General features: G+C 38.8%; 12 protein-coding genes. 2 read left to right on the top strand and 10 right to left on the bottom strand.

Annotation, left to right across the window (positions count from 1 at the left end; genetic code table 11):
- Positions 1–11 precede the first annotated feature (11 nt).
- The 4 genes from phbB to BQ4443_RS04155 form a co-directional block, all read right to left on the bottom strand.
- Positions 12–749 carry an acetoacetyl-CoA reductase gene (phbB, locus tag BQ4443_RS04140; protein WP_023950141.1) on the bottom strand — a complete coding sequence of 246 codons (738 nt, stop codon included), beginning with the start codon at positions 747–749 and terminating at the stop codon, positions 12–14.
- 63 nt (positions 750–812) lie between these two features.
- Positions 813–2,453, bottom strand: a complete 1,641-nt coding sequence (locus BQ4443_RS04145) for a PHA/PHB synthase family protein (protein ID WP_071058163.1) — start codon at positions 2,451–2,453, stop codon at positions 813–815.
- Between the two features lie 61 nt (positions 2,454–2,514).
- The gene (gene pgeF / locus BQ4443_RS04150) at positions 2,515–3,252 is read right to left on the bottom strand and encodes a peptidoglycan editing factor PgeF (RefSeq protein WP_245586963.1); all 738 of its coding nucleotides are present in this window, start codon (positions 3,250–3,252) and stop codon (positions 2,515–2,517) included.
- Complete coding sequence (locus BQ4443_RS04155; protein ID WP_023950143.1) at positions 3,246–4,232, bottom strand: RluA family pseudouridine synthase; 987 nt, start codon at positions 4,230–4,232, stop codon at positions 3,246–3,248. Before BQ4443_RS04155 ends, pgeF begins: the two co-directional genes overlap by 7 nt.
- Positions 4,233–4,378: 146 nt before the next feature.
- On the opposite strand from BQ4443_RS04155, the gene BQ4443_RS04160 reads away from it, so the two are divergent.
- Entirely contained in the window at positions 4,379–5,197 is an 819-nt protein-coding gene (locus BQ4443_RS04160) for an outer membrane protein assembly factor BamD (RefSeq protein WP_071058164.1), read from the top strand.
- A 132-nt stretch (positions 5,198–5,329) separates the two neighbouring features.
- Here BQ4443_RS04160 and BQ4443_RS04165 read toward each other — a convergent pair whose 3' ends face one another.
- Positions 5,330–7,279 carry a DNA repair helicase YoaA gene (locus BQ4443_RS04165; RefSeq protein ID WP_023950144.1) on the bottom strand — a complete coding sequence of 650 codons (1,950 nt, stop codon included), beginning with the start codon at positions 7,277–7,279 and terminating at the stop codon, positions 5,330–5,332.
- 232 nt (positions 7,280–7,511) lie between these two features.
- On the opposite strand from BQ4443_RS04165, the gene BQ4443_RS04170 reads away from it, so the two are divergent.
- Positions 7,512–9,854, top strand: coding sequence for a Tex family protein (locus tag BQ4443_RS04170; RefSeq protein ID WP_071058165.1), 2,343 nt, complete (start codon positions 7,512–7,514; stop codon positions 9,852–9,854).
- 152 nt (positions 9,855–10,006) lie between these two features.
- Here the strand turns inward: BQ4443_RS04170 and tnaA are convergent, their stop codons facing one another.
- From tnaA to BQ4443_RS04190, 5 genes are all read right to left on the bottom strand, one after another.
- Positions 10,007–11,425: a tryptophanase gene (gene tnaA / locus BQ4443_RS04175; protein ID WP_071058166.1), complete on the bottom strand. Its 1,419-nt coding sequence runs from the start codon at positions 11,423–11,425 to the stop codon at positions 10,007–10,009.
- A gap of 53 nt (positions 11,426–11,478) precedes the next feature.
- Entirely contained in the window at positions 11,479–11,541 is a 63-nt protein-coding gene (gene tnaC, locus BQ4443_RS12745) for a tryptophanase leader peptide (RefSeq protein ID WP_081710650.1), read from the bottom strand.
- 261 nt (positions 11,542–11,802) lie between these two features.
- Positions 11,803–12,048 (bottom strand): hypothetical protein, encoded by a 246-nt coding sequence (locus BQ4443_RS04180; RefSeq protein WP_143000552.1) that lies wholly within the window; start codon positions 12,046–12,048, stop codon positions 11,803–11,805.
- Between the two features lie 102 nt (positions 12,049–12,150).
- Positions 12,151–14,418: a UvrD-helicase domain-containing protein gene (locus BQ4443_RS04185; RefSeq protein WP_371128776.1), complete on the bottom strand. Its 2,268-nt coding sequence runs from the start codon at positions 14,416–14,418 to the stop codon at positions 12,151–12,153.
- Positions 14,415–15,617 (bottom strand): DesA family fatty acid desaturase, encoded by a 1,203-nt coding sequence (locus BQ4443_RS04190; RefSeq protein WP_023950151.1) that lies wholly within the window; start codon positions 15,615–15,617, stop codon positions 14,415–14,417. The genes BQ4443_RS04185 and BQ4443_RS04190 overlap by 4 nt, the downstream gene beginning before the upstream one ends.

The raw sequence follows: 15,617 nt of genomic DNA on the forward strand, positions 1-15,617 counted from the left end.
CTTTCCTATCATTAACTCATGTGTAGGCCACCGTTTACAGAGAAATCTGCACCAGTAGCAAAACCAGCATCTTCAGAAGCTAACCAAGAAACAATAGAAGCAATTTCTTCTGGTGTTCCTAAACGACGAACAGGAATGGTTGAAACAATTTGCTCAAGAACTTCTGGACGAATAGCACGAACCATTTCAGTACCAATATACCCTGGAGAAACCGTATTCACTGTTACCCCACGACTCGCCATCTCTTGAGCCAATGCCATTGTAAAACCATGGATACCTGCCTTAGCTGTAGAGTAGTTAGATTGACCAAATTGACCTTTTTGACCATTCACAGAACTGATATTAATGATGCGTCCCCAACGTTTTTCATACATTGAATCAATCACTTGTTTAGTCACATTGAATAAGCTATTAAGATTGGTATCCATTACTGCTGTCCAATCTTCTAAACTCATTTTACGAAATACACCGTCACGTGTAATGCCCGCATTATTGACAAGAACATCCACCGCTCCATGTTCTTCTTTAACTTTATTAAAAGCAGCTACTGTGGAATCCCAATCTGAAACATTACCCACAGAAGCATAGAATGTATATCCCAATTGCGCCTGTTCATCTAGCCATTTTTGATAATTACGACTTGGACCTGCGCCAGCAATGACTTTAAACCCATCTTTTGCTAGACGCTGACAAATAGCTGTCCCAATACCACCCATACCACCTGTTACATAGGCAATCTTGCGGCTCATTTTATTCTCCTTTACTTTTTGTATAATTGCTATTATCGAAATAGTTTAACATTAAATTAATTTCTAAACTGCTTTAACCTTAACATACTCACCGGGCGCATCTGCTCGTGGTTTATATATTGTTCTATCACCTAGTGTTTTCTTAGCTTTGATACGATTACCTGCTCGCTCAGCAATCCACTCATACCAATCAGTCCACCAACTTCCTGGCATTTGATCAGCATCCTCAAACCATTGCTCACTACTTAAATAACCATCATCATAAATGTAATTATTAATCCAATAATTACGTTTATTTTTAGCAGGTGGATTGATAACACCCGCTACATGACCTGAAGCACCTAAACAAAATTTAATATCACCCGTAAGGATATCTTTGCTAGCATAAGCTGACTTCCAAGGGACAATATGGTCATCTTTTGACGCATATAAGTAGGTGTCCATATCTAATAAAGAAAAATCAAGCCCTGTATCTCCAATCTGTGTTTTGTTAGGTACCATAAAATTATTTTCTAAATAGGCATTACGCAGATAGTAGGCATAAAAGGGCCCAGGCAAGTTAGTGCTATCCCCATTCCAGTAAAGAATGTCAAATGGAAGTGGTGTCTCACCTTTGAAGTAATTACTCACCACATAGTTCCACACTAATTCATTCGGTCTTAAAAATGAGAAAGTTATCGCTAATTCCTTAGCAGGCATTAATCCTTCTTGTCCGATTGTTTGTTCACGAATAGCCACACTAGCTTCATCAACAAATACGTGCATGATGCCTGTATCGGAGAAATCCAAGAAAGTCGTCAACAACGTCATACTATTAGCATAATCTTGCCCTCTTGCCTTAGCGATAGCCAATGCTGATGCTAACATTGTCCCCCCTACGCAAAAGCCAAGCGTATTAATTTTTTCTTTTTTGGTAATTTCACTTACAGCTTGCAATGCACGCATCACACCTTGCTCGATATAATCTCCCCATGTGAAACGATGAACACCGTCAGGATCATTTGGTAAAGGATTTCGCCAAGACATTAAAAATACAGTATGCCCTTGCTCAACCGCATTACGCACAAAAGAGTTTTCTGGTTGTAAATCTAAGATGTAGAATTTGTTAATACAAGGAGGCACCATTAACAAAGGAATTTCGTACACAGTCTCTGTTTGAGGGGCGTATTGAATTAGTTCAAAAAAAGCATTCTGATATACCACTTTACCTGGCGTAATAGCTAAATTTTTACCAACTTCAAATGCATCCTCATCAGTCTGTGTCATACGACCTTTTTGGATATCCATCATTAAATTTTGGATACCTTTTTGTAATGATTCACCGTGCGTTTTTTCGAAAGTCTCAATAGCATCTGCATTAAGAGCAAAAAAATTCGACGGTGCAACGGCATCTACCCATTGATGTACCGCAAAATCTAATTTATCTTTTGTTTCTTGATCAAGTTCAATCTTGTCTAACACATCAAAAATTGCTTTGGAAGATAACAAATACAAATGTGCCAAACTTAGTAATTGGGGATTTTTTTTCCATGCTTCGCTACTAAAACGACGATCCTTGATTTCTGGTAAGTTACCAGTCAACGCCTGTGAAAAAATCTGTTGAAAATCTTTTACAAAATTGGCCTGTAAAGAAAGCCATGCCTCTGAAGATTGATACAACGGTGCTAACCATGCGTTAATATCGTTATTTTGCTGCTCTGACATACGCTCCTCCCCATTCTATAGCTATAGGTTAAACAATTTGGACTTAAATCAAAATAGGGATTTATACTCCCTTCCACACTAGCGTTACGATGCGTCCTGTGGGATTTTCTCGCCGATAAGAAAAGTAACGTTGTTTGTCAAGATAAGTACATTCATTACTCTCTTCTACCATATTAACACCAATTTGTTTCAACTTCATGTTTGCTATACCAGACAAGTTAGCAAAGTATTTATTTACAACACCCGGTTCAAAAAATGGTGCCAAATTACTATTCTGACTCACAAAAGCGTCATAAACTTCTGCTCCAACTTCAAATACTTTTTGCGAAATAGCAGGTCCAATCCATGCCTTGAAATGTGCATTTGGTTTTTTACTGCGCATAAGATCTACAGTTCTTTCTAAAATACCTGCTTGCAATCCTCGCCAACCAGCATGTGCTGCCCCCACAATTGTGCCCTCTTCATCCGCAAGAACGACAGGTAAACAGTCTGCCGTCATAATAGCCAATACTTTTTTATCACATGTTGTTACAGCTGCATCTGCCTTGGCTGGATAGTCGAAAGGCCTATCAGCATCTAATACCTCTGTACCATGTACCTGATTTAACCAGATAGGTGAATTAGGTAAAGCTGCATTTAATAAAGCCCGATTAGCTTGTGCGTGTTCTGGATTATCACCACAATGAAGACCCAAGTTGAAACTATCAAAAGGTGGTTCACTTACTCCAGCCATATACCGAGTGGTTGTACCATAAAAAACATTATTCCATTTATGACCTGTTACTAACTTATCTAACACATTGACTCCCATCGAATAGAATCTATTAACGTTTGCATATCATCTGGAATAGATGCTTCAAACTCAACCATTTCTTCTGTTTTTGGATCAATAAAACTCAATCTAAATGCGTGTAGCATTTGTCGTGTAGCTGCAATCTGACTTCCATATAAACTATCTCCCAGCAAAGGGTGTCCTAAGCTAGCCATATGCACCCGAATTTGATGTGTACGACCTGTTTCCAATTTACATTCAATTAGACTCACACTTTTTTCTACCTTAGTAGTTTCATATACCCCTGTCTGCAAGCATGTATAGTGTGTGACAGCTGGTTTAGGTGCAATTGGTTTATCTACAGACATACGAACGGGGACTCTAGTATCTCGACCGATTGGTTTATCCACAGTGCCTTGCTCTTTCATTATGCCTTGTGCCAACGCTCTATATCGACGCCCCATTGTGCGTGCCTGCAACTGCCTCACTAAATGTGTCTGTGCTACTTCTGTTCTTGCTACTACTAATAAACCAGAAGTATCTTTATCTAGTCGGTGAACTATCCCTGCCCTAGGAATAACTGCCAACTCTGGGTAACGGTACAAAAGACCATTTAATAACGTACCATGCCAATTCCCTGCACCAGGATGCGTAACTAAACCAACTGGTTTGTTAACCACAATCCATTCACTACTTTCTGCTATCACGTCAAAATCTATCGGTTCAGGAGAAAATGCTTTGCTTTGCTCACTTTCTTGTTCAAGAACGGCGATGACATCACCAGGACCTACAATTTGTTTAACTTTGGTTTTTTTATCATTGACCGTAACAAACCCATCTTCAATCCATGTTTGTAAACGACCTCTTGAATGCTCTGGCATGAGTTGCGCCAAAATTTTATCTAGCCTATCACCCTTAACTTCACGATCTAGTCTAAAAATGTGAGGCTCTTGTGCTGACGTATCCAATAATTCATCTAAAGGATTTTCTATTTCATTATTTGGCATGTTGATGACTTCAATAAAAAACTATGTAATATTGTAGTAGTTATTGATTTCCAATTTGTCTAAACGGTATAAAACTACACGAATATTCATAGTAATGGTATGATTAGCGTTATTCGTTTAATATTTAATTATTCATCTGCACTGATATGAAACAAATCTATAAAGGTAGCTTAATTTTCCTTTGTGCAACCATTTTGACTGGTTGTGGCATTCTACAAAAAGAAGTTGATGAAACTAAAGGCTGGTCTGCCGCACAAATATATGACGCTGCTCGAGAAAGTGTTCGTGAATCCGAATGGAAATCAGCTAGACGTTACTTATCTGTTATTGAAAATCGTCATCCTCATACATCCTATGCTCAACAATCACTTATTGATCAAGCGTATGTAAATTGGAAAGACCATGAGCCAGAACAAGCGACAGCTGCCATTAATCGTTTCTTAGCTCTATATCCAAACCACCCGGGCACGGACTATATGCTTTACCTCAAAGGGATGGTAACGTTTACTCCACCCAGTGCGTTCTTAACAAGTTATACGGGTCAAGACCCTAGTGAACGTGATCCCAAAGGTTTGCGTCAATCTTATCATGCCTTCAAAGAGTTAGTAGAGCGCTATCCTGACAGTCGTTATTCTATTGATGCACGTCAGCGCTTAGTTTGGTTAGTTAGTACTATTGCCGATAATGAAACTAACGTAGCAGAGTACTACTATAAACGACATGGCTATGTTGCCGCTATCAATCGTGCTCAAGCTGTTTTACGTGAATTCTCCGGTGTTCAAGCCTCTGAACGTGCTTTGTATATTATGATGAAATCATATGAAGAATTAAATATGCCAGAACAGGCTAGCGATGCCAAACGCGTATTAGACCAAAACTTCCCTGATAGTAAATATTATAAATATGGTCTTGAAGGTCCTTCTTCTTGGACGGATTGGTTCTCACCACACAATTGGTTTAACTAAGTAATTCCATACCTATCTACACAAATAAAGACCTCAGTCAAAACACTGAGGTCTTTTTAATTAATACGTAAGCACTATACCTAAAATTATCTGATAAAAAGATCAGTGGTTATTGGCTCCCCCTTAGATCTCTTAGTCCCAAAACTCTAAAGCAATCTCAGCCCTGCTCGTCCGGTAGAAATCAGGTAGACTTCCCCATAATAATCGACTATAGCGTTGATTAATCAATCTCTCATCACCGATAATCAAAACCCCACTATCATATTCAGTACGAATGAGTCTACCCACCCCTTGCTTAAGTGCAATAGTCGCCAAAGGAATTTGAATATCCATAAAAGGATTACCTCCTTTTTTACGACAATCATCAATACGAGCAGCCAGTACAGGATCGTCAGGAGGGGCAAAAGGTAATTTATCAATCGCTAATAAGGTAAGCAAATCGCCTGGAAAGTCTACACCCTCCCAAAAGCTTGCACTACCTATTAGCACACCTTTGGAGGTCGCCCTAAACTTATCTACTAAAATACGATGGGCTGACTCACCTTGTCGAAAAATAGTTCGATTTATTTTTGCTTTTTCAAACGCCTGCTGTAATAAATCTCCAAGGCTATCCACTGCTTTTAAGGTAGTGCACAGAATTAAAACACCACCGGGTGTCTTTTGAATGAATGGGATAAGCAAATTGACAAACGACTGCTCATAAGTAGAATGCCTAACTTCTGGTAAACTTGTCGGCACATACATAATACCATTACTTGCATAATGAAACGGAGACTCCCAAGAGTAACACTCCGCATCATAAAGCCCTAGCTGTGCTTGGAAATGGGTAAATTTTTTCGCTACTGACAAGGTTGCAGACGTAAAAATCCAACTCTGATCCGGTCGTTTAAAATTAGCAAATCCCTTGACAGATAATGGTGCACGACTAAATCTCAGTTGATGTGGACCAAACTCTACCCAACGCACATAAACATTTTTATCATCTGAACTAAATTTTTCAGGATTTGCCCATTGTTGTAGCACCGAACAATAAGCGCTTAACCTGTTGTAGACTTCTTGAATATCTATATGATGCTCAACGACTTTAGCCAATGCAGATAATATATTATTTAAGCTATCTAATAACGTATCTAAGCCTGTTAGAAAATTGTCTTTATCAGGAATAGATTCATAGACTACTTTTTTGTTAGGTAAATCATCAATCGGCTTAGCAAGCAATCGCAATTCTAACAAATTATATTTAACAGCCTTACATAGCTTATCCCAGTCTGTCACGCTTTTCACATAGCTTGCCGTCACTGTTTCAATATCTTTAGTGGCCTTATCGATATCGGCCAAAGAAATAGTACTACCCAAAAACTGTGTAGCAACATCTGGTAATTGATGAGCCTCATCAAAAATAATCGTATCTGCTAAAGGAAGCAAATCAATATCGGCTTCTTGCCTTAAAGCGATATCTGCAAAAAAGAGTGCATGATTAACAATAATAATATCGGCTTCTTTGGCTTTTGCACGTGCCTTGGCAATAAAACACTCATCAATATAGGGACAGTCTTTATTCAAACAACTTTCTTTAGTTGATGTTACCCTAGACCATATACTGGCACTATCAGGCACCCCATCACAATCAGATTTATCCCCTGTTTGTGTGCGTTGGAAAAATAGTTTGATTTCATTAAGCTGCTTAACTTCCTGTTGATTTTTTAGCAAACTATACTCATCATCTACAAGGCGATGATAATTGAAATGACATATATAATTTGCACGTCCCTTGAGTAATGCCACTTGAACAGGTAAACCAGTAGCCTTTTTTATCATTGGCGCATCTTTACGATAAAGTTGATCTTGTAAAGCCCTTGTTCCCGTTGACACAATAACCTTGCGCAATGATGCAAATGCTGGGACTAAATATGCCCATGTTTTACCTGTACCGGTTCCTGCCTCGGCAATCAAGGTGCCATGTTCTTTAATTGTCTTTTCTATGGCTAAAGAGAGTTCAATTTGTGATTGACGAATACTATAACCTGGTTGAATTTTTGCTAATTTTTTTTCGAAAAAATCCTTAATATTCAAACTCAACATAGCTCGCCGTCAAAAATATAGCCCAATAATATGGTTCATATAGTATCAGAATTAGCCCTTTAAAAATGACCATGAGAGCTTTTTATCCTAATTTTATACAGTATTCTATACAGTATTTTCTATCTTTACAAAATTTTAATCACTAATTGTGCACCAATGGCTTTTTCACTGACATTTAAGGAAAGCAATGTGATACATTCTTAAGCTTTGACATAAACTTGAATAGGATGTTATGAGCACTGTAAACGAAACGATTGATGAGAAGCGTATTATTGAACAGTTAGCCCAAGAGCTAAATGTTCGTCCCCAACAAGTTTCTGCTACTGTAGATTTATTAAATGATGGCGCAACTATTCCCTTTATTGCACGTTACCGTAAAGAAGTCACTGGAGGTCTAGACGATACTATTTTAAGAAATTTAGAAGTTCGTCTAATCTATCTACGTGAATTAGAAGCACGCCGCCTAGCGATTATTCATTCTATTACTGAACAAGGCAAAATGACGGATGAGCTGCAAGCCCAAATTGATGCAGCAGACTCTAAACAACGCTTAGAAGACTTATATGCTCCTTTTAAACCTAAACGTCGTACACGTGCACAAATTGCCAAAGAAGCAGGTTTGGAGCCATTAGCCGATGCTATTCTAAGCGATAAATCAGCCGATCCCGCTACACTTGCTGAAAGCTACCTAAATCCTGAGCATAAAATTGATGACATCAAGGCAGCGCTCGACGGAGCAAGAGATATTCTGGCAGAGCGTTTCTCTGAAAATGCCGATTTACTCGCTTATATGCGTGACTATCTTAATAAATATGCTTACCTCTACGCCAAAGTTATTGAGGGTAAAGAGCAAGAAGGAGATAATTTTAGAGACTGGTTTGATTTTTCTGAAACCATTCGCACGCTCCCCTCTCACCGTATTTTAGCCTTATTGCGTGGGCGTACCCAAGGTATCCTTGACCTACGTATCGGTCTTGACCCTGAACAAGAGGCATTAACACCACATCCTTGTGTAGTCAATATCAGTGAGTTCCTAACACTAGATGCTGACTATTCTTTAGATGCTAGCACTAGAAATAAATGGTTAGCGGAGCTTTCTCGTTGGACATGGCGTGTAAAATTATTACCAGCTTTTGAAACCGAGTTAATTACTCAATTACGTGAAAAAGCTGAAGAAGAAGCTATTAGTGTTTTTGCTGCCAACCTAAAAGACCTATTATTAGCTGCACCTGCAGGTCCTAAAGCTGTTCTGGGTCTTGACCCGGGTATCCGTACTGGTGTTAAAGTAGCCGCTATTGATACTACTGGTAAATTATTAGAAACAACAACTATTTATCCGTTCGAACCTCGCCGTGATGTCACTGGCTCTACACATACACTATTAGCACTGATTGCGAAATATCATATCGATTTAATCGCTATTGGTAATGGCACAGCCTCACGAGAAACTGAAAAATTAGTCGCTGATTTATTAAAAACCATTCCCGAGTCTCAGGTTAAAAAAATTGTCGTATCTGAAGCAGGTGCTTCAGTCTATTCAGCCTCTGAGCTCGCCGCCAAAGAGTTCCCTGAGTTAGATGTAAGCTTACGTGGCGCTGTTTCTATTGCCCGCCGCTTACAAGACCCTCTGGCTGAACTAGTTAAAATTGAGCCCAAAGCTATTGGTGTCGGACAATATCAACATGATGTTAATCAACGGGAATTAGCTCGTTCATTAGATGCTGTTATTGAGGATTGTGTAAATGCTGTCGGTGTTGATGTTAATACAGCCTCTGCCCCTTTACTAAGCCGTGTATCAGGTCTTAATGCTTCTTTAGCGAAAAATATTGTTGAATACCGTGACCAAAATGGACGTTTTGAAAATCGTAAAAAACTAATGGATGTTTCACGTTTTGGTGCCAAAGCATTTGAACAAGCGGCAGGATTCTTACGCATTAATGACGGTGATAATCCTTTAGATGCCTCTGCTGTACACCCTGAGGCGTATCCTGTTGTCGAGCGTATTCTAGACAAACTTAAACAGGACGTAAAACAGATTATTGGACAAAAAGATGCCTTAAAAGGTCTATCACCAACTGATTTTACCGATGAAAAATTTGGGGTTCCTACGGTTCGCGATATTTTTAATGAAATTGAAAAACCGGGACGAGATCCTCGCCCTGAATTTAAAACAGCAACGTTTAAAGAGGGTATTGAAACCATCAATGATTTAGTTGTCGGTATGATTCTAGAAGGCGTAGTCACCAATGTAGCTAATTTTGGCGCCTTTGTAGACATTGGTGTTCATCAAGATGGTTTAGTACATATTTCTGCCTTATCTGATACTTTTGTTAAAGACCCTCGTGATGTTGTTCGTGTTGGTCAAACTGTGAAAGTGAAGGTACAGGAAGTTGATGCACCTAGAAAACGTATCGGACTAACTATGCGTTTAAATGACGATTCTGTCCCAGTTAAACGTGGTGAGCGTGATAGCAATAGTGTGGCATCTCGTCCTCCTCGTAAAGACACCCCAAGAGAACAGGGCTCTCAAGGTTTAGGTGCAATGGCAGCCGCGTTTGCTAAACTAAAACGCTAATATACCATCACTATTTATCCATCTAAACATAATGTTAGTTTGACTATAAAGCAATAGAACTACTTCAGTAAACAGCCCCTATACGCTGATATTCAATGTATAGGGGCTGCTCAGTATCGTCACCGTCTATCTTAACTGACTGCCTGAAAAACCTACCCTACTTCTTTTAAACGTGCGGTGAAGTGACGCAACACTTTAGGCTCATACGTAAACTCTAAACCTTTAATATTGTGCGTATTAGCTTTTACCTTAGAAAATGCCTCAATAATAAAATCCATATGAGTTTGAGTATAAGTAGCCCTTGGAATGGTTAAACGAAGTAATTCTGCCGGACAAGGTAACTGCTCTCCTGTTTTTGGATCACGCCCCAATAAAAATGAACCAATTTCTACCGCACGAATACCAGCCACTTTATAAAGCTCACAAGATAAAGCCTGCGCGGGGAATTGATTAGCAGGAATATGTGGTAATAATTTACCCGCATCAATAAAAGCAGCATGACCACCTGGCTGTTGGCAATAAATTCCCTCCGCTTCTAATCCTTCAACTAAATAGCGAATTTGTCCGATACGATACGCTAACCAATCCTCTCGCATACCGTCATGTAAGCCAACGGCTAAGCGTTCCATTGCACCGCCTTCTAAACCGCCGTAAGTTGGAAACCCCTCTTGAACAACGCATAAAGTTCGGCAATCCGTATATACATCAAAAAAATCATCATTCTTGAAACACAATAGTCCACCCATTGGTACCATAGCATCCTTTTTAGCAGACATCGCTAAAATATCAGCATACTTATAACTCTCTTTAGTGATGTCAGCAATAGACCAGTCTTTATAGGCTTGTTCTCGCTGTTGAATAAAATAGGCATTTTCCGCAAACCGTGCCGAATCCATCACCACAGGGATATCATATTTACGGGCAATAGCATAAACTGCTTGCATATTGGCTAATGATACGGGCTGACCACCAGCTGAATTGCAAGTGATTGTCATCACAATATAAGGAACATTTGCCGCACCTGCACTTTGAATCCCCTGCTCTAATTTTTCTACATCAAAATTGCCTTTAAAATCTTCATAAACACTGGTATTAAAAGCATTGTTCACAGGAGTATTACTGACAGTACAGCCATTTAATTGAGTATGCCCTTGTGTGGTATCAAAGAAATAATTTGAGAACGCCACCATTTTCGAGCGATCCAAACCTTTTTCTTTTTCACGTTTAGCAATCAGTACAGGAATATAGATTTGCTCGGCACCACGGCCTTGGTGAGTAGGTATGGTAAAGTCATAATCAAAGATTTCTTTTACGGCACGACTTAAGGCATGATAACTACGACTACCACTATAAGCCTCATCACCTCTAAGCATTGCAGCTTGCATTTCTTGGGTAATAGCACCCGTACCACTATCAGTTAGTAAATCAATAAAAACATCTTCACTATCTAATAAAAAGGGGTTCATCCCAGCATTAAGAATAGCTTGTTCTCGATGTGCACGCGTGGTACGCTTTACAGGCTCAATCACGCGAATACGGAAAGGCTCTGGTAAATGTTTAAAATTATCCATAGTGAATCCTTAAAATAAGTTGGTATAAATTTTTGTTGTATATCCAACTATTTTTAAGGGAAAAAGAACGTTATTTTGGGGTCAATATTGAACCACCTTTTTGATGAAAAATACATAATTAACGTTTTTCTTTAGTTCACTACAATTTAGTATGAAATATTATTAATCACTAATCCCACGAAAGATTAGGAACATTGTATAGTTTTATGTTTAATTTGAATATCGGGATTCCCCCAATAAAAAACCAACACTATTCTGTGTTGGTTTCGGTTGATCGTCTCACTTGTTTTCAGCATCTGAGCTATCATCATAAATACTATCAATTAATTTGACTTAGACGCTAATGACAGATAGCTTTTCAACATCAAGTAAATCGCTTAATCGTCTTCATGTTTATGCTTGCGTTTATATTTTGTATTTGAATAACCTACCCCTGCATCAACAGTACCATATACCTCAACTTTTGGTGAATGATATGCACCATTCTTCGGTCCATTCCCCCTAGAATGACCATATGCCTTATTCCCCCTTTCATAACCACGATCGTGAGGGTGTACTACACAAGCACTTAAGACACTTGTAGATAATGTAGCCAATAATACTTTTTGCCATATTTTCATCATACAATCCTTTACGAGCATTTTCTTGAGACTATACCCTAATTTTATAGCCCACTCCAGTAAACTAATTATTTATTTATAACGATTAGTTTCATGAATTTAAAACTATATTACTTCTAATTTGGCAACCCCTAAAGCAAGAGTTTTAACACCAACTCCTTTAAACATAATTAAGGCCTGAGCCTCAATCCCTTGCCCAATAAGATTAATAATAACTCCATCACCAAACTTAGCATGACGAACATTACTACCAACTTTGAATAACTGATCCTTTACCTGAACACCACTACCCATACTAGAAAGATTGCTAGTGCCTTTTTGAAAAGGGTTTTTCCGTGTAGTTGTTGGCGCTGATTGCCAAGCATCAGTATCAACCCTATTAGCTTGACTATACGAATAAGACCGTGTTTTAGGGCATAGCCATTTCATATGTTCATCAGGAATTTGCTCTAAAAATTGTGATCTCGTTGTATAAGCTGAGCGACCATACAGCATCCTCTCATGTGCTCCTGATAGATAAAGACGCTCTTTGGCTCTAGTAATCGCTACATACATCAAGCGTCGTTCCTCTTCCAAACCACCGTGAGTTTTTAAGCTATTCTCATGCGGAAATAAACCTTCCTCTAAGCCAGCCACAAATACGACTTTAAATTCCAGTCCCTTGGCTGCATGAACTGTCATCAATTGTACGGCATCCTCTCCATATTTAGCCTGATTATCTCCTGCTTCCAGACTAGCATAACTAAGGAACATGTCCAAAGCAGATAATTGTTCCGGAAAAGCTTGATCATCATTAGCGGCAATAGTGACTTTTTCTAAAGCAGAGCTCGATTCAAAACTTTCCTCAATACAAAATGTTTGAGCCGCATTCACCAATTCCTGAAGATTTTCTAAACGCTCTTCCCCCTCACGCTCATTCTGATAAAAAGTTTCTATACCTGTATCATGAATTACTTGCTGGATTAAATCTGGTAGAGTTAGCACCTTCGCAGTTTCTTTTAAAGTCATGATCATACCAACAAATTGTGCTAATTTGGTCGCAGAAGCACCATTTAAAGCGCCAATCGCCAATGCCAAACTACATCCTATTTTTTGTGCGGCATCTGTTAAGTTTTCTAGTGTTCTGGCACCAATACCCCGAGCAGGGAAATTAACCACTCTTAAGAATGAATTATCATCATCTAGATTATTAATTAAACGAAGATAAGCTAATACATGCTTAACCTCTTGTCGTTCAAAAAAACGTAAGCCTCCATATACTCGATAAGGTATACCAGCTGAAAAAAATGCATGTTCAATCGCACGTGACTGCGCATTACTTCGATATAAAACAGCAATTTCTTTTCTATCAACGCCTTCATTAATTAAAGACTTTGCTTCTTCTAAAATCCACTGTGCCTCTTCTCTATCTGTAGATAATTCATTGACTCGTAAAGGTTCTCCATGTCCTCTATCTGTCCATAAATTTTTCCCTAACCGATCTTTATTCTCCGCAATCAACGCATTAGCCGAATGTAGAATATGGTTATACGAACGGTAGTTTTGTTCTAATCGAATAATATTTCCTTGTGCATATTGACGAGCAAACTCTTCCATATTGCCAACATTGGCACCTCGGAAAGAATAGATAGATTGATCATCATCACCAACAGCAAAAATACAATTTTGCTCACCCGCTAAAATACGCAACCATTTATATTGAAGATTATTGGTATCCTGAAACTCATCAATCAAGATATGCTTAAATCGACGTTGATAATGCTCTCTTATCGCAGGATGATCTCGCAATAACTCATAGCAACGCAGTAATAATTCAGGAAAATCTACAACACCTTCTTTATCACATTGCTGCTGATACAAATGATATAGCTCAATTGACTGAGCCTCCATAGGATCTACTGGCGCTAAATCACTTGGGCGCGCTCCTTTTTCTTTAGCATTATTGATAAAGGATTGGATTTCTTTGGGAGGATATTTTTCTGTATCAATATTAAACAGTTTCAACACGCGTTTAATAGATGACAATTGATCCTGCATATCCATAATCTGAAAGCTCTGTGGTAATCTTGCATCATGATAATGTGATCTAAGCATACGATTACACAAACCATGGAAGGTACCCACCCACATTGCTCGTGTATTAATGGGCGATTGCAGACTCAAACGACTCAACATTTCTTTGGCGGCTTTGTTAGTGAAGGTCACCGCTAAAATCCCTCCAGGACTAGCTATACCTTGTTCAATTAACCAAGCCATACGAGTGGTTAATACCTTTGTCTTACCACTTCCAGCACCAGCTAAAACTAAAACGTACCGCTCATCAGTGGTGACGGCGGTACGTTGTTCAGGATTTAATTCTTCTAAATTGATCATGTAGCGTAACGACGCAATCTTAATGCGAACTCTTCTAGACTTTGCACACCACTTTGTTGAGCAGATTGCAACCATGCGCGTAACTCATTAACCAACTGCTCAGTACTCGCTGTTGAACTATTCCAAACCTTAAATAGTTCATCACGCTTCTGTGCTAATTGGGCAACCAGTTGATTTTGACGCAAACCTGCACTTAACTGTTCTTTTTCAGTCTCGTTAAGCCCTTGCTCTGATTGAGTGATATGTTGAGAAACAAAATTTAACTGAGCTACTTCATCTTGCGCGTTGGGGTCTTGTTTAAGCCTAGCAATCTCTTGTAAAGCTGCTGTTTTTAACATCGTCGCATAACGCGTCATAATTTCATAGCGATGTGTAATGATACCATGTAAGGTTTTTTCATTAACTTCATCTTGGATATTTTTCGCCAATTTTAATTTGGGAGCAACTTTCTTAACCTCTGCTAATTTAAAAAACTGGAGAATAGAAATATACATCCAACCAATATCAAACTCATACCATTTACTTGAAAATTTTGCGGAAGTACCATAAGCATGATGGTTATTATGTAGCTCTTCACCACCAATCAAAATACCGATAGGCACTAAGTTGGTGCTAGTATCAGGACTAGCAAAATTACGATACCCCATCCAATGTCCTAGACCATTGATAACACCTGCTGCCCAGAATGGAATCCATGCCATTTGCACAGCCCATACACATAAGCCCATTGCACCAAATAATACAACATCAAGACTCAACATCAATAAAATACCTAATGTTGAATGTTTAAGATAGATATGATTTTCAACCCAGTCATTTGGCGTTCCATGGCTATAACGTTTAATAGTTTCTTCGTTCAAAGCCTCTTCACGATACAGTTCGGCACCACACCATAACACTCTATTAATGCCATAAATGACAGGAGAATGAGGATCTCCCTCTTTTTCACACTTAGCATGGTGTTTACGATGAATAGCTACCCACTCTCGGGTCACCATACCTGTAGTTAGCCATAACCAAAAACGGAAAAAATGTGCAACTATCGGGTGTAAATCTAGACCCCGATGAGCCTGACTACGATGTAAATAAATAGTTACTGCTGCAATGGTAATATGCGTTAGCACTAGCGTAATTAATACCACTTGCCAAACACTCAGTTGCAACACACCACCCGCTAAAAAATCTAGAATTGATTGCAT

The organism is Pelistega sp. MC2, assembly GCF_900099475.1.
In the GTDB taxonomy this organism is placed as follows: Bacteria; Pseudomonadota; Gammaproteobacteria; order Burkholderiales; family Burkholderiaceae_B; genus Taylorella; species Taylorella indica.

What these genes read in the sequence shown, in the direction of transcription:
- BQ4443_RS04180 (WP_143000552.1), bottom strand. Translation starts at nt 12,048, where the DNA reads ATGATGAAAATATGGCAAAAAGTATTATTGGCTACATTATCTACAAGT.
- BQ4443_RS04170 (WP_071058165.1), top strand. Translation starts at nt 7,512, where the DNA reads ATGAGCACTGTAAACGAAACGATTGATGAGAAGCGTATTATTGAACAG.
- BQ4443_RS04165 (WP_023950144.1), bottom strand. Translation starts at nt 7,279, where the DNA reads ATGTTGAGTTTGAATATTAAGGATTTTTTCGAAAAAAAATTAGCAAAA.
- BQ4443_RS04155 (WP_023950143.1), bottom strand. Translation starts at nt 4,232, where the DNA reads ATGCCAAATAATGAAATAGAAAATCCTTTAGATGAATTATTGGATACG.
- BQ4443_RS04160 (WP_071058164.1), top strand. Translation starts at nt 4,379, where the DNA reads ATGAAACAAATCTATAAAGGTAGCTTAATTTTCCTTTGTGCAACCATT.
- tnaA (WP_071058166.1), bottom strand. Translation starts at nt 11,425, where the DNA reads ATGGATAATTTTAAACATTTACCAGAGCCTTTCCGTATTCGCGTGATT.
- BQ4443_RS04145 (WP_071058163.1), bottom strand. Translation starts at nt 2,453, where the DNA reads ATGTCAGAGCAGCAAAATAACGATATTAACGCATGGTTAGCACCGTTG.
- phbB (WP_023950141.1), bottom strand. Translation starts at nt 749, where the DNA reads ATGAGCCGCAAGATTGCCTATGTAACAGGTGGTATGGGTGGTATTGGG.
- BQ4443_RS04190 (WP_023950151.1), bottom strand. Translation starts at nt 15,617, where the DNA reads ATGCAATCAATTCTAGATTTTTTAGCGGGTGGTGTGTTGCAACTGAGT.
- BQ4443_RS04185 (WP_371128776.1), bottom strand. Translation starts at nt 14,418, where the DNA reads ATGATCAATTTAGAAGAATTAAATCCTGAACAACGTACCGCCGTCACC.